General features: G+C 59.4%; 16 protein-coding genes. 9 read left to right on the forward strand and 7 right to left on the reverse strand.

Going from position 1 to position 20,116, the window contains the following annotated elements; all coding sequences use genetic code 11:
* The first annotated feature begins 65 nt into the window (after window positions 1–65).
* Window positions 66–866, forward strand: a complete 801-nt coding sequence (locus tag IAG39_RS13730; protein ID WP_118932146.1) for a hypothetical protein — start codon at window positions 66–68, stop codon at window positions 864–866.
* A gap of 82 nt (window positions 867–948) precedes the next feature.
* Here IAG39_RS13730 and IAG39_RS13735 read toward each other — a convergent pair whose 3' ends face one another.
* Window positions 949–1,278: a YciI family protein gene (locus tag IAG39_RS13735; RefSeq protein ID WP_118932147.1), complete on the reverse strand. Its 330-nt coding sequence runs from the start codon at window positions 1,276–1,278 to the stop codon at window positions 949–951.
* A gap of 251 nt (window positions 1,279–1,529) precedes the next feature.
* On the opposite strand from IAG39_RS13735, the gene IAG39_RS13740 reads away from it, so the two are divergent.
* From IAG39_RS13740 to IAG39_RS13760, 5 genes are all read left to right on the forward strand, one after another.
* Window positions 1,530–1,865, forward strand: coding sequence for a hypothetical protein (locus IAG39_RS13740; RefSeq protein WP_124260353.1), 336 nt, complete (start codon window positions 1,530–1,532; stop codon window positions 1,863–1,865).
* 103 nt (window positions 1,866–1,968) lie between these two features.
* Window positions 1,969–2,946, forward strand: coding sequence for a hypothetical protein (locus IAG39_RS13745; protein WP_124260354.1), 978 nt, complete (start codon window positions 1,969–1,971; stop codon window positions 2,944–2,946).
* A gap of 314 nt (window positions 2,947–3,260) precedes the next feature.
* Complete coding sequence (locus IAG39_RS13750; RefSeq protein WP_165867807.1) at window positions 3,261–3,422, forward strand: hypothetical protein; 162 nt, start codon at window positions 3,261–3,263, stop codon at window positions 3,420–3,422.
* 104 nt (window positions 3,423–3,526) lie between these two features.
* A complete protein-coding gene (locus tag IAG39_RS13755; protein WP_118932148.1) occupies window positions 3,527–7,081 on the forward strand; it encodes an SIR2 family NAD-dependent protein deacylase in 3,555 nt (1,184 codons plus the stop codon).
* Between the two features lie 89 nt (window positions 7,082–7,170).
* Window positions 7,171–7,566 (forward strand): hypothetical protein, encoded by a 396-nt coding sequence (locus IAG39_RS13760; RefSeq protein WP_124260355.1) that lies wholly within the window; start codon window positions 7,171–7,173, stop codon window positions 7,564–7,566.
* A 932-nt stretch (window positions 7,567–8,498) separates the two neighbouring features.
* Here the strand turns inward: IAG39_RS13760 and IAG39_RS13765 are convergent.
* A complete protein-coding gene (locus IAG39_RS13765; protein WP_118932150.1) occupies window positions 8,499–9,074 on the reverse strand; it encodes a hypothetical protein in 576 nt (191 codons plus the stop codon).
* Between the two features lie 109 nt (window positions 9,075–9,183).
* Window positions 9,184–10,044 carry a class I SAM-dependent methyltransferase gene (locus IAG39_RS13770; RefSeq protein ID WP_118932151.1) on the reverse strand — a complete coding sequence of 287 codons (861 nt, stop codon included), beginning with the start codon at window positions 10,042–10,044 and terminating at the stop codon, window positions 9,184–9,186.
* A 220-nt stretch (window positions 10,045–10,264) separates the two neighbouring features.
* Between IAG39_RS13770 and IAG39_RS13775 the strand changes: the two genes are divergently transcribed.
* Together IAG39_RS13775 and IAG39_RS13780 are read left to right on the forward strand one after the other, a co-directional pair.
* The gene (locus tag IAG39_RS13775; protein ID WP_118932152.1) at window positions 10,265–10,669 is read left to right on the forward strand and encodes a VOC family protein; all 405 of its coding nucleotides are present in this window, start codon (window positions 10,265–10,267) and stop codon (window positions 10,667–10,669) included.
* A 36-nt stretch (window positions 10,670–10,705) separates the two neighbouring features.
* Window positions 10,706–11,335: a LysE family translocator gene (locus IAG39_RS13780; protein ID WP_118932153.1), complete on the forward strand. Its 630-nt coding sequence runs from the start codon at window positions 10,706–10,708 to the stop codon at window positions 11,333–11,335.
* Window positions 11,336–12,332: 997 nt separating this feature from the next.
* On the opposite strand, the gene IAG39_RS13785 is transcribed toward IAG39_RS13780, so the two are convergent.
* Window positions 12,333–13,019: a hypothetical protein gene (locus IAG39_RS13785; RefSeq protein ID WP_165867808.1), complete on the reverse strand. Its 687-nt coding sequence runs from the start codon at window positions 13,017–13,019 to the stop codon at window positions 12,333–12,335.
* Window positions 13,020–13,031: 12 nt separating this feature from the next.
* Between IAG39_RS13785 and IAG39_RS13790 the strand changes: the two genes are divergently transcribed.
* On the forward strand, window positions 13,032–16,004 hold the full coding sequence (locus tag IAG39_RS13790) for an autotransporter outer membrane beta-barrel domain-containing protein (RefSeq protein ID WP_187774103.1): 2,973 nt from the start codon (window positions 13,032–13,034) through the stop codon (window positions 16,002–16,004).
* Window positions 16,005–16,034: 30 nt separating this feature from the next.
* On the opposite strand, the gene IAG39_RS13795 is transcribed toward IAG39_RS13790, so the two are convergent.
* The 3 genes from IAG39_RS13795 to IAG39_RS13805 are packed head-to-tail and all read right to left on the reverse strand — an operon-like array spanning window position 16,035 to window position 20,093.
* A complete protein-coding gene (locus tag IAG39_RS13795; RefSeq protein ID WP_118932155.1) occupies window positions 16,035–17,204 on the reverse strand; it encodes a CMD domain protein in 1,170 nt (389 codons plus the stop codon).
* Window positions 17,205–17,222: 18 nt separating this feature from the next.
* Complete coding sequence (locus tag IAG39_RS13800; protein ID WP_118932156.1) at window positions 17,223–18,518, reverse strand: acyl-CoA thioesterase/bile acid-CoA:amino acid N-acyltransferase family protein; 1,296 nt, start codon at window positions 18,516–18,518, stop codon at window positions 17,223–17,225.
* Window positions 18,519–18,521: 3 nt separating this feature from the next.
* On the reverse strand, window positions 18,522–20,093 hold the full coding sequence (locus IAG39_RS13805; RefSeq protein WP_054456311.1) for an ABC transporter substrate-binding protein: 1,572 nt from the start codon (window positions 20,091–20,093) through the stop codon (window positions 18,522–18,524).
* Between the last annotated feature and the right edge of the window lie 23 nt (window positions 20,094–20,116).

The raw sequence follows: 20,116 nt of genomic DNA on the forward strand, positions 1-20,116 counted from the left end.
AAATGCGCGGGGCGCCAGCTTACAATTCGCCGGCCCCAGCCACCTCAGCAGAGAGAGTCTCGCCCATGTCCGAACACCACCAGTTCCTGTGCCCCCGCGACATGCATTTGCCGCCGCCTGATTGGCGGGCGCTGGAAACCAAACTGCTGGAAGGCGGATATGTGATGGAACCGCGCGGCGACGGTGTTCCGTATCGCGCGCTGTTGAACCTGAGCTTCGACCTGGCCAGCTTGAACGAAGGCTCGTACCAATATCAGGAAGGCCTGCGCACCACGGGAGATGTGATCGCCATGTACGTGGGGGCGGGGTATCTGCCGGCGGAGATACCGATACGCCACAACGACACGATGGAAGAGGCCATGGCGTTGCTGGCTGAGCACGGCATTACGCCGGGGGATCGGTATGCCGATAACGAGAGCAGCGACTGGAATAGTCCGCAGTACTGCCTGGGGCCGGTGGCTCGTGCTTTTCTGACTGACGATACGCGGGCTTCTTATGATGCAGATCCCAAGAATTTTCCGTTGATGCTGCTGGCATATGACGGCCCTGAGCCGCATGTGGCGGTGGGGGAGAATCTCTCGGAGCCTAGCTTGCCGGGGTCAGATGAATTGTTGGAAGCCATGCCGCCGTTTGACTCGCATGTTGATTTCATTGGAGCGGCTTACGAGGATCCGGCGGCGCAATGGCATTGTGCGGAGAATGGGCGCGATTACCGAATATTGGAGTTGGATTGGCAGTACAGCCTGGCGATGGGGTTTCGGATGGTTCGGACGGAATGGCTGGATGATGGCAGCGCGAGGGGGCTGGCCAGGCTGATCGAGGGGCTGACTGGGCAGGTTATGGTTTGCAGCCATCGGCATTTGTGAATGCGGGGTAGGGGATAGGTGCTGGGCTGTTATTCCCTGGTTCTTGCGAGACATAAACCTGCGGTGCGGATGAGAGGTGTCGCTACGGCTGTTCTAGCGGCCACACCTCAACGACCCCGTGCGCGACGGCGCAGGGCGTTTGCGACACCATCGCTATAGCTTCGGCCATGTCGGCGGCTTCGATGATGGCGAAGCCGGCTACTGGCAAGGATGATTTCATGAATGGGCCGTTTGTTGTTTCGACCCGAGCGGCCTCGCGGTTGCGCACTTGCACTGGCATGCCTGCAATGCCCATCAGTACACCGTCTTTCTGCAATTTTGCGTCGTGCGCATGCGCTGCGTTTCGGATGGTCGCGGGCGTACGATCGTAGCCCTCTTGATCGCCATATCCGATGGTCACGAATTTGGGCATGGTTTGTCCCCTTTGCGCGTGGGAGAAATGGTGTCTGGCTGCAATCCGCCGAGAGAATTGTAGTCTGACACCATTTCTCCATTTTTCGCACGGTCGCCAGCAGCCCATCACTAACGACGGCTCGCGGCCAGGAACAGTCTCTCGGCCTCCGTTCCGAAATCGTTGACAATATTTGTGAGGAGTTGTCGACTGACGGTTTCTAGGTAAGCGCTAGCAACATCGCCCGTGCATCCAAGATGGAGAAGCCAGAAATGCAATCATTGCTTCCACATGACCAACAGAAGGTGGACGAATTCTCGTCGCTATATGCGGCCTATGCCGATGCCTATAAATATCCGAATTTCAGCTTTATTGCGGTTGATGGGCCTAACGGCTTGGAACTTGCTCAAGGTCATATTAGCCATCCAATAGGGGGGCCATCGTTCCCGGAATTGACCGTCAGAACATCGACTATTTGCGGATGCTCAGTACCCTTATCAAGGCTTGGCGTTGACTATGCGGGCCTGATTTCGGCTTTGCAAGGTGATGGAATAGAAACCCCCCGTTGGCTGGGTGCGATTTGGAAGGGAAGAATCCACTCACAATAATTTCACTGTCTATCTTGAGAAGTTGCCATCGAATTTCTATACACCAATCATTCATCCGCTGCGGATGTCAATTTCGACAGGTTCCCACGTTTTCCAGAGTCGTATGGCTGAATTCCAGAGCGATCTTCGCTCGGGAATTGTGCCTTACGACTCAGTGGCCGAATTGGCAGGCGAATTAAATCTGTACCCGTTAAGATGGGACATCTGTTCTCTTGACGTCACGGCGGAAGGAATCGTCGCCATAGACTTGAGTGGTCGCGCACGTATACAGAATGGTGTCGCCAGTTTGATGATTCGTGTTGCAAAAGGGACCGATCGTAAGCAGGCAAGGCTTGGATATCGCGTGCAGGCCCCTGATAGGAGGGCAACTAAACGAGGGGCGTTTGATTCAAGTCAGCTAACGTGGTCTGAAGACGGAGACTATGCTGTTGTAGGCTCCGTTGACATCGATGTGCCAAAAGGATCAGTTGTGCAGGCGTTTGCATCGTATGGAGGCCGATGGATTCATCAGGGTTGGATTACTGATCCTGACAATTCAGCCAACGTCCGTCGTTCAATGCATGAGGTATTCGATCAAAATCTCGAAGGAACCAAGAAATCTCTATTTGATGTGAAATCACATAAACAAGATGCTCGAATACTTGAGGCAGGAGTGGGCAACCTCTTGTTCATGTACGGCTTCGCCGTAAATCCTCTTTCGAGTCACTTTACAACTGATGCGGCCGATCTACTGGCCGTTAGTCCGAACGGTAACATTGCGGTCATTGAGTGCACGACTGGGGCAATTAATAGCAATGGAAAGTTGTCCAAACTCCTTGCTCGATCGGCTGCATTGTTGGAGAAGCTAGAGCAAACAGGAAATCCGCATTTGAAAGTTCTGCCAATCGTCGTTACAACCATGAGGCGAGAGGCTCTGACGGACGAAGAAATCGCATCAAGCAAGGGGATATGTATTGCTACCTGCGAAGACCTTGAGAGATTGGTTGGGGAATCCTTAATTCCCCAAAATGCCGACCAGGCATTTGAATCGCTGTGGTCTCTAGTTCACTCGCCACAAGAACAGCTAATTCTTGATCGGTAAGAAAAATGGTGTCAGATTACAATTTAGCGAGTTAAATTGTAGTCTGACACCTTAATCCGATGCAAAAAGTCTGTCCACGCGTTTGATGCGATGCCTTATAGCCTGTCCTGTAGGCAGACCACGCGCCAACCCGCTGAGCGTCAGGCGCCGTGTTGTCATCGCACTTCGCACTGTGCTTATCAGGGCCTTGAGCCGGTTCAGATGTAGGCTGGGGATCGAATCCTGGAGCAGTTTCTGCAATACTCCGACTGCGGGCATGGCCTATCTTCTTTCAAACGGTTCGGTCGCCTGATGAAGGGTATAAGACTGGCGCCATGCACGCCCTGATCACCGACGAGCGAGTCTTCAGACTTCGCCTCGCATCTCAAGCCTCTGAAGTGAAATGGATTTCCCTGGAAATTCGTGGGGAAACCTCAGAGTCTGACACCATTTTTCGCTTTGGTATCGGTCGTCTCCTTCATGTGAATGGAATTTGAGCGGGCTTGAGGTATAAATTTACAGAATACAAAAAAGTGTTAGCCTTCGATTTCGATAGTCGTAGTCTGATTCCTACTTTTCATAACGTTAAATTAATATTGCGATGATGAAAGATATCTCTGCTCTTCCCGATTACGCTGCACTAAAGAAACTCGCATTGACACTTTGGCAGCAGGATAGCGCCTATCACGGGGCGGCAGTCATGGTGGGGGCAGGCTTTAGCAGAAGCGCTGCCTCGACGGGTGATGTCACTAAGAAACTACCTCTCTGGAACGATTTTTCAAAAACGCTTTCCGCTGAGTTGGATTCAGACAGCATGGATCCTCTGCGCTTGGCGGAAGAATATTGCGCCTATTTCGGCAGGCAAGCGCTGCATGATCTGATCAAGAAAGAACTAAACGATCCAGCTTGGACGCCTGGCGATCTACATAAATCTCTACTGGAATTGCCATGGTCAGAGGTTTTGACAACAAACTGGGATACTCTGCTAGAGCGTGCATCAACCGAGGTGCATCAACCCGTTTACAGCGTGGTATCCAAACAAGAGGATCTGTCCAGCGCAAGATCACCAAGAATCGTCAAATTGCATGGGACGATCGATAAAACCCAGGACTTAGTCTTCACTCAGGAAGACTATCGAAAATACCCGCAACATCATGCAGCATTTGTCAATTTTGCGCGTCAGGTATTTATCGAAAACGAACTGTGTTTGTTAGGCTTTTCTGGCGATGATCCAAATTTCATCCAATGGGCCGGGTGGGTCAGAGATCATCTGGCAATGCACGCCAGACGAATATATCTCGTTGGAGCCCTGGGATTGAACTCCGCAAAGCGGAAATATTTGGAATCAATAAATGTTGCGCCAATCGACTTGGGTGACTTGGTTGCAGCCTACGATGAACGCGATATCAGACATCTAGAAGCGACAAGGATATTCATCCAAGCGCTAAAAGATCTTAAGCCTAAACAAGCTTGGGAATGGGCTCCAGCGCAACTGCATAGTACAACAGCGACTGGAACCGAGGCTTCCAGAGCTAATCAAGATGCCAGCCGTGCGGCCAAGTTGCTGGAGGAGAGGCTTCCGTCTTTGGAGAAAGATAGATCCTCTTACCCTGGTTGGTTGGTCTGCCCATATCCGGAGCGATTCGAGTTGCAAGGGCAGATAGCCGATCCTTGGCCAACCCCCAAGAACTTGTCTGCAATGGACGAAAATTATAAAGCCAAGCTATTGTACGAGATCACATGGAATTACCAAGTAACCTATGAGGCTATACCATCTTGGTTGGCGAATGAGTTGCTTCTCGTATGTGATCCAGATAAGCCATGCATTTTGACAAAAAAACAGCAGTTGGAAATTGCTCTTCTTCTATTGAAAAACACGCGTTGGATGGATAGTCCAGAAGCCGAGCATATTTTTCAGGTAACAAACGCCATATTGAGGAAAGGAAAGAGATACTGGCCGGAAAGCAGCGATGAACTCACATATCATAATGCCCTCGCAGTGCGCGATAGGTTCGATTATGCTGCGTTGGAGCAATGCGTCGAGAAAATTACTAGTAGCGATCCTGTTTGGAAATTGAGAAAAGCTGCTCTGCTTGCCGAACTTGGGAGTTTTGGTGATGGCGAGACGCTGATAGCAGAGGCATATAAGGAGCTCTTAGTCCAGTATCGAAATGATCGCAACTCGATTCATGTCCTTTCGCGCTTAGCTTGGGCGCATTGGTTAATGCGTGGTGTCGATATGTCGTCATTTAGCGAAGACTTCAAAGCGTTCCCATCCAGCTATCGGGATTCCAAGTGTGATCCATGGAATCACGTTGAGTATATTAGAGAACGGATAGCCAAAGGGCTGGATAAACAGGAGAAAGAACGGGCAATCGAACCTTTATTCGAACCGGGATGTTACAGAGATAACGCCAATACACTGAGTTTTAGCAATGAACTGCATCCATTGTTTCTGCTCGAGGGTGTTTCTGGTGCCGTAGGCATTCCACTGCGATGGAACGGTGTTAGTTTTCTTGGTGAACAAGCGGCTAGGCTCGCCGAGCTGGAAGGAATTGATAATGTTCATCGCTTTGCATTGGCTATCCGTTCAGCGAATAGTGATACCTCAGATGTCTTAAAAAATATATTCTCAAGAATTCGGGTTGCTTGTTATTCGGACGATGATGTGGTTTTTTTACTGAATCAATGCACTCGGGCGATTAACTATTGGGCAGAAAAATGGAGAGAGAAATCTACATCTGTTGCGCATATCGCTATTGAGCGTCTGCGAGTCTTTGTTGAGGTTATGGCACGTGTTTCAGTGCGAGCCACACCGGAAAAGGCAAAAGAGATTTTTCGTTTTACCATGTCTCTAGGTAAAAGATCTGAGTTTCATCATTTTTGGCTTTTCGATCCAGTTAATCATCTGGCAAATTTCTCTCTCGAGAGTATTCCAGAGTCCCAGCAGTATGATGTTCTGCTGGATGCTTTGTCGTTTCCGCTTTCAAATGAAATAGGGGTTAATGACCGTAAAGAGTGGCCTAATCCAGTCGTAAAATATCCTGGGAAAAGGAAGCAAGACTCTGCTCTTGATCGTCGTATAGATGAAATAATAGACCTCATCGCGCCGTGCTCATCTCAAAGCGCGCCAGCCCTCATGCGCCTTTTGCCGTTGATTGAGAAGTGCTTTCTGACAGATCTAGAGCTCAAGAAAATCGCAGAGAAAGTGTGGGGGAGTGATCCCGATATTCATGCTCTTCCTGAAACAGGTTTGCTCAGGTATGTACTACTTGAACTCCCCGCGCCAGAATCTTTTGCTGTGAAAGTTCTTGTCAGGCGCTATCTGTTTGAGGCAAAAGGTGCAAACTTGCTTAGTAGGGAGCTTCTGACAGATATTGCCAATGCCGCGCAAGCGAAAAATATCAATGAACTGCCGTCTGCAGATCAGGCTGTCGATTACTTCGAGCAGCTAATTGTTTGGCGGCCGAAGAAAAAAGGTGACATGTTCGGCTTTTCCCAGCATGAAGAAAACCGAACTGCTGAACTAATCGGCAAGGTTTTGGCTCGATCAGTTGTTCCTTCACTTCCTAAGGAGAGATTGACTGAAGACCGCTTTCAAAGCCTATGTGCGTTTTATTCCGACAACGAAGCGCCAGCAGTCTTAGTCGCATTCTCGTACTTTGTTGTAGCGAACGAGAAATTTTCTGAGCGCGTGGAAAGGTTGATCAGACAAGGGTTTCAATCGGGCAGTGAAAGTAGGCTGGCATATGCTTCATATGCCCTTTTGATCTGGAGAAATCAGAACGAGTCGCCTGCTCTGGATAGATTGATCTTAAGGCTGATTTATCTTATAGGGGAAAATAGAATAAAAGGTTTGTCCGCGCTGCTTTGGACTGTTGATCAAATGTATTGCAAAAATTATCTTTCTGACGAAAATGTCGAATCATTGGTAGAAATACTTCCAGTTATATTTGATAATTCAGACTACAGAAAAATATCTCCCTCCGGTCGGGAGTCGGTTAGTGTTTCGTTTGTGCGTGCGGCGTGTGTCAGGCTGGTAGGAAATATCGTTAGAAATAGTCAGAATCAGAATGGCGAGTTACTTCGAATCTTGGAGGATGCTAAGCACGACGCCCTTCCCGAAGTTAGGTTTGTTGAAATAAATAATGCATAGAAAAATAAGGTGGTCAGACTAAAATTTGACCATCCAAATTGTAGTCTGAAACCTTTTTTGCATTTTCGAAAAATACGGAGAGGGCAGCAATGGGAGTGCTTTGGACGGTTTGGCCAATAGACACGCAGATGAAGGCTTGGCTTGATGAACAAGGCATTGCACATTCGGATGCCTGCTCGCGCTTTCCGACTGGATGCGAGATCAAAGCAGTCTTATCTAAGCTTCAGGGTTTTAACGTAGAAAGCCGCGCCAATGGGATCGACGGTTCGTGGCAAGCATGGATTACGTCGGCTCTCGGTGGGGAGAGTGCCGAATGGACACTGCTTAACATCAGTGAGTATTCGGGCGACCAAGAGGAACAACGACTTTGGTTTGAGAAGGGCTCGGAATCTCTGATAAAGAGAGTTCTCGGTGGACTGGTCAAGTCAACAGGACCTCTTGTGCTAATCGACGACGCGAGTGGTCAGCCGCAGGTCATTGTCTGACTTCGTCGCCGAGATGTACACGTAGCGATGCTTCGCCCTCAGTGAGATATATTCTAGGGTAGTAGCGGATAATGTGTCAGACTACAATTTCATCTACCGCATGCAGTCAATCGTCACCCGGTGCGCTTTCCCCAAGATTGGATTCGTCAAGATTCGACCCCACAAGGTCCGCCATGTGATCGCATAGGCTTTCAATTCCTCCGATCAAATTGGACATAATCCAAGCATCTAGCGGTCGCCCGCCACTAGCCTCAGGCTCATTCGCGCCGTTCCCCACAATTCGAGCAATAGCCCAAATCGCAGCGCACGCCCGTTCCATTTTCCGAAAGTCCGCAAACCGCACAGTGCAGAACTCCGGATCGTCCGGCGTAGCCCATCGGTCATGAGTCAAAGGGTGATCGTTCATCAGCCGCTCCAGTATTGACGTAATAAAGAGAAGGCAGTCGCTATTGCAGCGACCATGTCGTCCGTCTTTTCCAGCTGTCAATCTGGGCGATCTTTGTGGGATTGCGATGCCAGTATCGAGTCCGGCGGGCATCGCAATCAAGCGTGACCCGTGCCAAATTGAGCACACTTGAGCCCAAATCCACGCCATGCATTGCGGCCATTTCCAGTTCAGGCTCAGGTCACGCCGGCTCAGTCGTCATCTCCATCCCTTACACTTACTCCGATCACCAGGGAGCGATATGTCGATTCAAAGATTGGGCCGTTGCAGCATCCTCTTGTTCCTTGCCGCCTTGAGCTCCGGATGCTCATTAGGCGGCGAGTGCGGATGGAACCGCAGCAGCTGCATGTATGAGGGCAAGTACGAAGAGGGCGAGGAAGACTACGCGGAAGACGAAGCGAAGCGCTTGAACAAGAACTCATCTGATCGGTTGCGCCGCAGTTCTGGCAATTGATCCGCGGATTGGGCTCTTCAAGCCCGTGAGGTCCTAGCTTGAGACCTGCCAGTCGCGAAACTGCTTGAACAAGCGAAACCCGACATAGGTTTCGCTCCTGACCCAGCGCAGCCGGTAGTAGCAATCCCAGTAGCTGGTCATGCGTTGCTGCGCCAGATCCAGAAAGGCCGGATTGCCTCGAAGAACCGTTCCATAGGCGCGCTTGTCCAGCAAGGGCAAGCGCGCCTCGATGTCCTGCAGGATTTCCACGACGTATTCGCTGCAGAGCTGGACCACGAATGGCACAACCCAAGGCTCGGAAGCCGCAGCGAGCCGCTCAATCTGGCGCTGGCGCACGTGGCCATCATGATGGCGTGACTGTATGCACGCGTAGATCAGTGCCTGGGGTTCGTCCAGCTTGGAAGACAAGGAGTCGCCGCCCCCATGCTGAACGCGATAGGGCAGGGTCAATGACTCGTCCTGCACGATGACGGACAATCCGCGGCCGCTCATGACCGAGGGGCAGATCTCCTCGGCGATATGTGCCACTTCGGTTCGCAGTCGCGCGGGGAAGGCCGCTGTTAGCAGCGCCGTCTGCTCCGGGGATGCCTTGCGCGGGCGAGAGGACATGTGGGGAATGCTGCTCGAATGGCGTTCACCGCGTCATGCGGTGCATCCGGCAGCAGACGACGGCACGCACCACGGATGCTGACGCTGCTGCATGAAGCACGACAGGCGCTTATGCCGCCGCCTCTGCAGGTTTCTGCACAAAGAACCGATCCTTCAATTCTTGCAACCCAATCCTCTCCAGCATCTCCGTCAGCCGCTCAGCCGCCTTCCTGCGCGGCAAATCCTTGTACTGCGCGATGATGAGCTCATTCTTCATCGAATGCTCCCATCCCACCAGCTCAGTCACGCTGACCTGATACCCATGCGCTTCCAGTTGCAAGCAGCGCAGCACATTGGTGATCTGGCTCCCAAACTCCCGCGTATGTAGCGGATGCCGCCAAATCTCAGCCAGCGGATCAGCCAGCGCCTTCGCCTTGTTCTTGCGCAGCACCGACGCCACTTCCGCCTGGCAGCAAGGCACGACGACGATGTACTTGGCCTTCTTCTCCAAGGCGAAGTGGATCGCGTCGTCGGTGGCGGTGTTGCAGGCGTGCAGGGCGGTGACGACGTCGATTGTGGCGGGCAGTTTGTCCGACGTGATGGAATCGGCCACCGACAGGTTCAGGAACGACATGCCGCCAAAACCCAGCCGCTTGGCCAGTTCTTCCGACGACTTCACCAGTTCTTCGCGGGTTTCGATGCCGTAGATGTGGGAGCCGTTCTTCAGCGCCTCGGGCTGTTCCTTGAAGAACAGGTCATAGAGGATGAAGCCCAAATACGACTTGCCCGCGCCGTGGTCGGCGAGGGTGACGGCGCCGCGTTGTTGTTGGACGTCTTTGAGCAGCGGTTCGATGAACTGGAACAGGTGGTAGACCTGTTTCAGCTTGCGGCGGCTGTCCTGGTTCATCTTGCCGTCGCGGGTCAGGATGTGCAGGGCCTTGAGCAGTTCGATCGACTGGCCGGGGCGGATGTCGTGGGTTTTGTCGGACATGGGGTAAGGCAATGCGCCCCGCGATGGGCGGGGCGCATAAGAAGGCGGAAAGCGTCAGTTTAACGAAAACGCGGCCGGCCCTGGCGGAACGGGCGTGGACTGTGCCTCTTCTAGTGATTCGCATGATTTGGCATGCGAGTAACATGCCCGATGCGATTGGAGCAGGTCATGCATTTCTGAAAGCGCCCACCGCCAGGGCGGGCGCAGGGAGAGTCATCAAATGTTCAGCCACATCACTGTCGGGACGCGTGATCTTGAACGCGCGGGCCGTTTTTATGACGCGGTGCTGCTTCCGCTTGGATTGAAGCGTCGCGTTGTCACGCCGGATGGCGGGCCCTTGGCGCTTTGCTGGGTGACCGGTCAGGCGCTGCTGCCGCGCTTCTACGTCTACATGCCCTACGACGGCGAGCCGGCGACGGTGGGCAATGGCAGCATGGTCGCTTTTCTGGCTCCTTCGCAGGAAGCCGTGAGCACGGCCCATGCGGGCGGTCTGGCGCAGGGCGGGACGGACGAAGGCGCGCCGGGCGCGCGTCCTCATTACGGTGACGGCTACTTCGGCGCGTATCTGCGCGATCCCGATGGGAACAAGGTCCATATCGTCCATCGCGGGGACCTCCCTCTGTAACGCTGGATACGTCCTGGCATCCCTGGAGAAACGCAGATGCTCGTGAGTCAGCTCGCTCTTGTGTACGGCACTTATCTGATTGCCACCGCCAGTCCCGGACCCAGCAATATGGCGATCATGGCAACGGCGATGCGTGACGGCCGTGTGCCGGCGCTTGCGTTGGCGGCGGGCGTGATTACGGGCTCTCTATTCTGGGCGACGCTGGCGGCGACGGGCATTTCCGCTGTGCTGGCGGCGTCCGCGCAGGCGCTTTACATCATGAAGATGGTGGGCGGCGTCTACCTGCTCTATCTGGCGTTCCGCACCGGCAGGTCGGCGCTGAGGCCGGGCGCGGCCTTTGTGAATGTGAAAACGGGCCGTGCGACGCCGCGCTATCGGGTGCTCTACCGCCAGGGCGTGCTCATGCACATCGGCAACCCCAAGGCGGTGCTGGCCTGGATGGCGATCATGTCGCTGGGGCTGGGGGAGAGCGCGTCGAACGGCACCTTGCCCGCGATCATCGGCGGTTGCGCGTTGCTCGGCGTGATGGTGTTCGGCGGCTATGCGATCGCCTTCTCGACCGCGCCAATGATTGCGCTGTACGCCAGGCTGCGGCGCTGGATCGAAGGGACGGTGGCCGTGGTGTTTGGCGTTGCGGGCGTCAAGCTGCTGACCTGGCAGCGTTGATGGGGCGGCTTGTCATGGCCGACCCGTGCCGGCGACGGCAACCCCTGGGCCAAGCGTCCGGCACGCAAGCGGCCGGACGCCACTTCGGCGAAGCCGGCTCGCCCAGGTTCAACATCAAGCGCTACGCGCGTGCGTAGATCGCATCCAAACGCAGCAGATCCAGGATCTCGCCTTCCTTCAAGCCTGTATCTTTCAATCCCTGGATGCTGTCGGCATTCACGGCAGGTGGCGCTTCGTTGATCTGGATACGGGGTAAGGCAATGCGCCCCGCGATGGGCGAGGCGCATCAGTAGGCGGGCCGTGCCCGTGTGACGAACGCGCCTGCCAGGGGCTGCCTCTGGACCCCGACGCCGCACGGAAAACCGCCAGTCTCTACGACTAAAGTCCGATGTGCCGGCGACAGGCTGCCGTTACGCTGCGCCCAAGATTCCGCCGCGCAACGCGAGCGGAGCGCAATGGCGCGTATGGCCCTCGCGCTGGCCGGACCCACTGGATTCTCTTGTACTGCACGCAAGCAGGCCGCCGCGACGGGACGTGCGGCCTTGTGTGTGCGCGTTTGGATTCGGGACCGTGCTTGCTGCGGCGGACCGTGACGGGCCGGCAATGGCATAGGGCATGACAGAGGAACAGCATGGCTCGCATATTCAAACAAGCAGGTATTGATACCCCAGGAAGGAGAGTCAAGCCGGCTGTGACGCTATGGGCGGTCTTGATATCGGCGCCGATGGCGGCAGCGGCCGACGGCGGAAACGGTGGGAGCAGGACTATTGGCGCTGCATGCGGGGGCGCTGGCGGTGCGGATTCTCTGACGACTGCTGGCGGTGATGGCAAGACAGCTGGTGGAGGCTGCAACATGCTAGGGGGCGGCGGTGGTGGCGCCGGTATTGTTGGCGGCAAAGGGGGAGATGGCCACAGCTATAACTCGGGATCGAAATCTGCTGGCGGCGCAGGCGGCAACACGGCTGGAGCGGATGGCGCACGCGGCGAGGATGGGCGGTCAGGCGAGCTCTTCGCCGCCGGCGGCGGCGGCGGCGGCGGTGCGGCGGGCCATAGGGCGGGCAGCCTGCCGATAGTGGCCGTGAAGGGCGGCAATGGGGGTGACGGCGGAGCTGGTGGCGCCGAGACTCGGGTCATCAATGGCGTGACCTATGTTTCCTACGGAGGTGGAGGCGGGGGCGGTGCGGGAGCACCCGGCGCGATACTGTACGGCAATGGCCAGAACCTGGGTACGCTCCAGTTTTCCGTGGTTGGCGGAAAGGGTGGCAGCGGCGGGACTGGCGCGACCGGAGTTGACGGAGGCAGCGGCGGAGCGGGCATCGCGGGCTCGGGTTTCATCATCACGAACGGTAGCGTCATCCAGGGCGGAAATGGCGGCAATGGAAGCACTGGCGTTGGGCCTGGCACTTCTGGCGGCTATGGGGCAGGCGCGGGCAGCGGAATTCTTGGCGATGATCTGGTGATCAACAACCTGGGCACGATTCAGGGTGGCGTTGGTGGCAATCGTGGCAGAAATTTTGCTGGTGGCAGCGAGGGACGGGCAGGTAGTGGCGGTGTGGGTATTCAGGGCGCGCGGTTGACCATTACGACTTCCGGCCCGATTGCCGGCGGTCGGGGCGGGGATGGCGGCGCCTATGCAGACGCCATCAGGTTCACCGCTGGCTCCAATCAGCTGGAACTGCGTCAAGGCTGGTCATTGTTGGGCAATGTCGTCGGCGCTACCGGGGCGGCGGCCGACAATACCTTGACGCTGGGCGGCGATGCCTCCGACCTCGGATCGGGCCCGGGCGCCACGGTGTTTGATACGGGGCGGATCGGCGATGCCAGTCAGTTCCGGTACTTCTCCAATTTTGAGAAAACCGGCCAGGGCGTCTGGAGCCTGACGGGTGCGACGACGGCGGTCACGCCCTGGACCATCAGGCGAGGCACGCTGTCCATTGCCGACGCGGGCGCGCTGGGTGATTTGTCTGGGAGGTTGACGCTGGCCGGCGGCACGCTGGCCGCGACGCAATCGATGCGCGTCGGCCAGAACGTAACCCTTGGCGCGGCTTCCGCATTGAAGGTCGCCTCGGACAAGACGCTGGTGATGGCGGGCGCGTGGAATGGGGCGGGTACGCTTACCAAGACCGGCGCGGGCACGCTGGTCATGACGGGAACCGTCGCCCACATTGGCAATACGATCGTCGATGGCGGCGTGTTGCGCATGAACGGAGGAGGGGCCACGTTGGTTGGCCGCGTCATGGTCAATGCGGGCGAATTCGAGGCGACGACGCTGTCGACGTTGCGCGTGAATGGGGGTGTCGCGCTGGCCGACGGCACGCGACTGTCGCTGGCGGCAGGCTCGGCCGGACCGGCGCTGGAGACGAGCGAGCTGGCCGTGGGGCGCAACGTGTCGCTCAACATCTCGGGCATTGCCGATCCGAACGGCGCCAACCAGACGTTGATCCGAACTACGAGCGGCATCAGCGCCGACTTTAGCTCGGTCAAGGTGGGTGGCTTTCAAGGGGCGGTGGACTACTTGACTGTCCATGCCCGCAAGTCGGGCACGGACTATGTGGCGAGCTACGATCTGAGCTGGACGGCGGGCAACAACCTGGCCCATGGCACCTACACGCTGGCCGATGCAGGCAATGTGTTCACCGTGGCCGCGCCGCTGGCCGACCAGGCGCCCAACGCCGCGACCGGCTGGGATGGCAGGACGCTGAGCAAGGCTGGCGCGGGGACGCTGGTGTTGTCCGGCCAGAACCGTTACACCGGCGGTACGGACGTGCTCGCCGGCACGCTGGAGGCGACGAGCGACGACAGCCTGGGCGCGGCCGCTGGCGGCGTGCGACTGAACGGCGGCGTCTTGCGTATTGGTGATGCCGCATACGCATCCACAGCGCGCGCGGTCAGCATCGGCGCCCAAGGCGGCACGCTGGACTTGCCCTATCACTTCAGGTTGGACAGCGCGCTGCAGGGCAGCGGCGTGTTGACCAAAACAGGCGCCGGGACCTTGAAGCTTGGCGCGGACAGCGGCGCATACTCGGGCAGTACGACGTTGGCGGGCGGCGGCTTGTGGCTGGCCGACAGCGCCAGCCTGGGCGGCAGTGTGCGGGCGCTTGCGGGTACGACGTTGAGCGGAGGCGGCCGGCTGGGTTCAACCGCTATCGATGCCGGCGCCACGCATGCGCCGGGGAACGCGGGCGTTGCCGGCGGCGCACAGACCATCGCCGGTGACTACCTCAACCGCGGCACGCTGCGCATCGAGGCGACGCCGCAAGCGAGCAGCCGCGTGGACGTTGCAGGCGGGGTGGATATTGCCGGCAGCACGCTGGACCTGCGCCTGTCCCCCAACGACGCGCAGGCCTGGCAGCCGCAGTCAGGGCCTTACACGCTGATCCGCAAGCTGAGTCCGGGCGCGGTGCAGGGCACGTTTGCCGAGGTGCGCAATCCCTTGCTGTTTCTGGACGCCTTGGTCAGCACCCAGGGCGGCGACGGCAACGATGTCACGCTCACGCTGCGCCGCAATGCACGCAGCCTGGCTGGCCTGGCCGCGACTCGCAACCAGGCGGCGGTGGCTGCGGCCATCGATGCGCTGTCGCAGGACCAGGAAGTCTGGCGCGCGTTCGCGCTGAGCAGCGACCTGGATGAGGTGCGCCAGGGTTTTGAACAGCTTTCCGGCGACGCCTATGCAAGCGTCGCTACAGTGCTGTCATGGCCCAACCTGACGGCTGCGGCGCAGAGCGGGCTGGACGCCTTGCGCGGCAATCTGGGCGCGCGGCAGATACCGGGCGCGCCGACGGCTGCCGCGGGCGTCAGCGACGCGCCGGTCCTGGCGACGGCGCTGCCGCGTGCCGGCGTCACGCCGGTGTGGGCGCAGCTTGGCGGCGACTGGCGCCAGTACGCGGGCGACGGCAATGCGCCGGCCATACGCCAGCGCAGCACCAGCCTGGCATTCGGCGGCGACGTGGGCGTGGGGGGGGGATGGCGCCTGGGCGGCGCATTTGGATACACCGACTCGCGCTTGAGCGGACAGGACCGAAGCGCGAGTTCAAATATCGACAGCTATACCGCGACGGTATACGGCGGCAAGGGCTATGCGCTGGGCGACGGCCAGCTCAACGTCATGGCCGGTGCGGCCTACACCTGGCACGACATCGAGACGCGCCGGCAGGTCCGCTACGGCAGCCTGGACCAGAACCTGGACGCTGGCTATCACGCCAGCACCACACAGCTGTTTGCCGAGACGGGCTACGCCATGGCATTGAGCGGTACGGTGACGGTAGAGCCATATGTCGGCCTGGCCTGGAGTGATACGCGTATGCGCGGTTTCAACGAGAGCGGCGGGGCGGCGGCGTTGTCGGGAAGAGCGCAGAAGCAGCATGTGGCCAGCAGCCTGACCGGCTTGCGCACGCAATGGCAGCCGGGCGGCACGGCCATTGCCTTGCGCGGCATGGTGGGCTGGCGCCACGCCTATGGCGACGTCCAGCCCACGGCGACGCTGGCCTTTGACCAAGGCCCGGCCTTCAGCGTGGCCGGCGCGCCCATCGCGCGCGATGCGGCGCGTGTGGAACTGGGCGCGGACCTGGTGTCGATTCGGGCGATGACGCTGGGCTTGCGCTACGCAGGTGAATTCGGTGGAGGCAACCGGCAACATACCGGTACGCTGAACGCTGGGTGGCGCTTCTAGGCTGGCGCTCAGGCGCCAGCCCTTGCCGGATCAGGCGGCCGCGTACACCGGCTCGCCCAGATTCAGCATCAAGCGATTCGCCCAAGCGAAGATCGCATCCGAATGCAGCAGATCCAGGATCTCACCTTCATTCAAGCCCGCATCCTTCAAAGCCTGGATGCTGTCCGCATTCACCGAGGCAGGCGCCTCGGTGATCTGGATCGAGAACTTGCCGATAGCCAGTTCCCGCGCCGTGGTGCCGGCGGTGGCGGGATCCTCGAACACCTGCGCAATGACCTCATTGCGCTTGGCCAATTGCTCGAAGCGCTGGGCATGCACCGACGCGCAGTACACGCAGCCGTTGATGCGCGACACGTAGGTCGAACCCAGTTCACGCTCGGCACGCGACAGTCCACCCGGCGCATACATGATGGCGTTGAACGCCGTGGAGCGCTGGCGCAGGATTTCCGGCTGATGCACCAGGAACAGGTAGTAGTCCGAAACCTTGGCCTTGGGGTGGCTTTCTTCCAGGACGGCGACTTGTTCGGGCGTGGCGGTTTCGACGTTGACGACGTCGAGCCAGGCCTTCCATTCCAGCGATTCGTTGGTGAAGCCGTGGGCCTTGATGACGGCTCCGGGCGCGGTGGCGGCGGTGTTGGCGGGGAAGGGCGCGGGCGGGGTGCCGGCAGCGCGTTCGGGCTGGCCTTCCAGGGCCTTCATGGCTTCCAGGCCGGCGACGAGGCGGACCTGGTAGGACAGGAAGGCGACCAGCTGGGACAGCGTGACCACGGCGGGCGTGGAGACGCCGGCGGCTGGCAGGGTCTTGAGCGCGGCTTCGTCGCCTTCGACGGGCTTCTCGATCAGCTTGCGCGTGAATTCCAGGATGGCGGCCAGGCGCGGGGTGGCGGCCTCAGCAGGCTTGCCGGATTCGGCGACGGCGATGTCGGCCGGGGTGGCGCCGGCGTCGGCCAGGCGCGCGCGGTAGTGCGCGGCCAGCAGCGGCGACGGGGTGATGCGGGTGGCGTACAGCGCGACCAGCAGGCGCTCGGCCAGGGACAGGCCGGGCAGCGCGGGGTCGAAGAGGGCATCGTAGCTGCCTTGGGTGGCGGCGGCGACCTTCTCGCGGAAGTGGCGCACTTCGTAGGTCTTGGCGCCCGGGGCCAGGCCGATCAGGCGGTCGACGAGGTCGTCCGTGACGTTGTAGACGATGGGTTCAGCCATGCGGATCTCCTTGATTCTTTACTTGGTGGCGCGGGCCTGGACTGCCGCATCGAGGAACTGTTTCACGCCTTCCCAGGATTCCTGGTCGGCGCGGGCGTTGTCCTTGGGGTTGCCGCCGCTGGTGCTGATCTTGCCGGACACGGGGTGGGCGTAGACGAGCTGGGTGGTGGGCACGTAGGGGAACAGGATGGAGTGCCCGCCGTTCTCGTAGTCCAGCCACTCGACCGGATAGGGGTGGTTCACCTGGGCCAGCTTGTCCTGCACCATCTTGGAATAGATGCTGGACGGCCAGGAGCCGTCGTCGGTGCCGGACAGCAGCATGACGGGGCCCTGGATGTCTTCGACCTTGATGCGGGCGCGGGCCACGGCATCAGGGTCTTGCAGGGCGGTGAGGATGGCTTTCTCGTGGCGGTGCGGCGAGGGGCCTTCGTCGAAGGGCGCCCAGGTGGCGGTGCGGTTGTTTTCCCAGACGTGGGGGATGGGCTTGCCGCCCAGCAGCCAGGTGGGGCCTTCGCGGCCGATCTTGGGATCGCAGGCGTTCTGGCCGCTGTGGACCACGGCGCCGGGCACGTAGGCGACCACGGCCGAGACTTCCTCGGGGAAGGTGGCGCCCAACAGCAGCACCAGTTCGCCGCCGCGCGACTGGCCGCTGATGGCGACGAAGTCGTGCTTAGGCTGGACCTTCTTGCGCAGCCAGCGCAGGCCGGTCTGGAAGTACTCAAGCGGGGTGTTGGAGATGTAGTCCGACAGGCCCGGCGCCTTGAAGTAGGCCAGCGCGAAGGCGGCGTAGCCGCGCGACGCATACAGCGCCGCGCGCGGTTCGTTGATGCCGCCGCCGGAGCCGTTCAGGATCATGACGGCCGGGAACGGGCCGGGGCCGGGCGGCAGGTACAGCGTGCCGACCAGGCCTTCCTCGCGCACGTCCTGGCGCGTCACGCCGTCAGCCGCCAGGCGCTGGGTGAAGCTGGCCTGGGCCTGCGCGCCGGCGGCGCGCGCCACCACGTCGGTGACCAGGGCCTCGGTCACCGGGTGGTTGAAGTGTTCGCGGCTGGACGAGTCCACGGGGGACTGCGACCAGACCAGGCCCATGGGCGCCACGCCTTCGTAGTCGCCGGACACGGGCGCGTCGCGGCCCAGGTCGACCGTGCCGTCCGCGCCCGCCACGAAGGCGGCCTGGCTTTGCCAGAGCACGCCGTTGCGGCGGGTCAGGGCGGTGATCTCCACCGTCTGGCCGGGGGCGACGTGTTCGACCCGGATCTGGCGCGGCACGTCGATCAGGTCGATGGCCGGGGTGATGGTTAGGGTGGGCGTCATGGCTTACTTGCCCGACTCTTTCGTCACCATCATGGCGGCCGTGCGGTCGCTGGTCATGGGGGTGACCTTCAGGCCCTTCTTGGTGGCCCAGATGTTCTTGTAGTGGAACAGCGGGATGATGCCGACGTCGTCGTACACGATCTTGACGGAGTCGCGCAGGATGGCTTCACGCTTGGCTACGTCGAATTCCGAGGTGGATTGCTCCAGCGCGGCGTCGACCTTGGGGTTGCTGTAGCGGCCCCAGTTGGACGCGCCCAGGCCCTTCTTGGCGTCGGCGGTGGCCAGGATGTTGACCAGCGCGTAGCTGCCTTCGCCGGTGCCGTTGCCCCAGGCCAGCATGCTGACCGCGAATTCGTTCTTGTTGGCGCGGCCCGAGTACACGGCCCATGGCACCACTTCCACCTGGGTCTTGACGCCGGCGCGGGTCCAGAACTGCGCCACGGCCTGGGCGGTTTCCGGGCCTTGCGGGTAGCGGTCGTTGGGCACGTGCATGGTCAGCTTGAAGCCGTCCGGGTAGCCGGCTTCGGCCAGCAGCTTCTTGGCCTGGGCGACGTCGTTGGGGATGTCCTTGACGTCGGGGTTGTAGCCGATGGTGCCCTTGGGCATCCACTGGTTGGCTTCGGTGGCGGCGCCTTGCAGGATGCGGTCGGCGATGGCCTTGCGGTTGATGGCCAGGTTCAGGGCCTGGCGCACGCGCACGTCCAGAAGCGGGTTCTTGTCCAGCGGCTTGCCGTTGTTGTCGGTGATGTACTGGTTGGGCGCGGGGTTGAAGCTGGGCTGCAGCAGCATGACGCGCAGGCCGTCGTAGGGGTAGACCGACACGTTGGCGGCCTTTTGCAGCTTGGCCAGGTCCGACACCGAGACCTTGTCGATCACGTCCACGTCGCCGGCCAAGAGCGCGGCGGTGCGGGCGGCGGCGTTGTTGATGTAGCGGTAGTTGACCTTGTCCCAGATCTGCTTGTCGCCCCAGTAGCCGTCGTTGCGTTCCATGATGACGCGGTCGCCGGGGGTGTAGGACACGAACTTGTAGGGGCCGGTGCCGACCATGGCCTTGCCCGAGTTGTAGTCTTCGGTGGTGGACTTTTCACCGACGTGCTTGCTGACCACGTGCACCGAGGCCAGGTTCAGCGGCAGGTCGGGGTTGGGGGCCTTGGTCTTGACGATGAGCGTCAGCGGGTCCTTGGCGGTCATCGTGTCGATGGTGCGCAGGTAGCCGGCATAGGTGGCCACGCTGCCCGGCACGGCGCGCGCGCGGGTGTAGGAGTAGATCAGGTCGTCGGCGGTGAATGGCGTGCCGTCCTGCCACTTGACGCCTTCGCGCAGCTTGAATTCCCAGGTCTTGTCGTCCAGCGGCTTCCAGCTGACGGCCAGGCCGGGCTGCAGCTTGTTCCACTTGTTCTCGATCAGCAGGTCCCAGAAGTGCAGGGCCACCGAGCGGTCGCCGGCGTGGTTGTTCAGCTGCGGGTCCAGGGACGACAGCGGGTCGGCGAAGCCGATGGACAGGTCGTCCGCGCTGGCGGCGGCGGAAGCGCCGAGGATGGCGGCGGTCAGGGTGGTGAGAATCAGGCGTTTCATGTTCGGAGTCCTTGGTATAGGGG

The sequence above is a fragment of the Achromobacter xylosoxidans genome (assembly GCF_014490035.1).
Taxonomy (GTDB): Bacteria; Pseudomonadota; Gammaproteobacteria; order Burkholderiales; family Burkholderiaceae_B; genus Achromobacter; species Achromobacter bronchisepticus_A.

What these genes read in the sequence shown, in the direction of transcription:
- IAG39_RS13730 (WP_118932146.1), top strand. Translation starts at nt 66, where the DNA reads ATGTCCGAACACCACCAGTTCCTGTGCCCCCGCGACATGCATTTGCCG.
- IAG39_RS13735 (WP_118932147.1), bottom strand. Translation starts at nt 1,278, where the DNA reads ATGCCCAAATTCGTGACCATCGGATATGGCGATCAAGAGGGCTACGAT.
- IAG39_RS13740 (WP_124260353.1), top strand. Translation starts at nt 1,530, where the DNA reads ATGCAATCATTGCTTCCACATGACCAACAGAAGGTGGACGAATTCTCG.
- IAG39_RS13745 (WP_124260354.1), top strand. Translation starts at nt 1,969, where the DNA reads ATGGCTGAATTCCAGAGCGATCTTCGCTCGGGAATTGTGCCTTACGAC.
- IAG39_RS13750 (WP_165867807.1), top strand. Translation starts at nt 3,261, where the DNA reads ATGCACGCCCTGATCACCGACGAGCGAGTCTTCAGACTTCGCCTCGCA.
- IAG39_RS13755 (WP_118932148.1), top strand. Translation starts at nt 3,527, where the DNA reads ATGATGAAAGATATCTCTGCTCTTCCCGATTACGCTGCACTAAAGAAA.
- IAG39_RS13760 (WP_124260355.1), top strand. Translation starts at nt 7,171, where the DNA reads ATGGGAGTGCTTTGGACGGTTTGGCCAATAGACACGCAGATGAAGGCT.
- IAG39_RS13765 (WP_118932150.1), bottom strand. Translation starts at nt 9,074, where the DNA reads ATGTCCTCTCGCCCGCGCAAGGCATCCCCGGAGCAGACGGCGCTGCTA.
- IAG39_RS13770 (WP_118932151.1), bottom strand. Translation starts at nt 10,044, where the DNA reads ATGTCCGACAAAACCCACGACATCCGCCCCGGCCAGTCGATCGAACTG.
- IAG39_RS13775 (WP_118932152.1), top strand. Translation starts at nt 10,265, where the DNA reads ATGTTCAGCCACATCACTGTCGGGACGCGTGATCTTGAACGCGCGGGC.
- IAG39_RS13780 (WP_118932153.1), top strand. Translation starts at nt 10,706, where the DNA reads ATGCTCGTGAGTCAGCTCGCTCTTGTGTACGGCACTTATCTGATTGCC.
- IAG39_RS13795 (WP_118932155.1), bottom strand. Translation starts at nt 17,204, where the DNA reads ATGGCTGAACCCATCGTCTACAACGTCACGGACGACCTCGTCGACCGC.
- IAG39_RS13800 (WP_118932156.1), bottom strand. Translation starts at nt 18,518, where the DNA reads ATGACGCCCACCCTAACCATCACCCCGGCCATCGACCTGATCGACGTG.
- IAG39_RS13805 (WP_054456311.1), bottom strand. Translation starts at nt 20,093, where the DNA reads ATGAAACGCCTGATTCTCACCACCCTGACCGCCGCCATCCTCGGCGCT.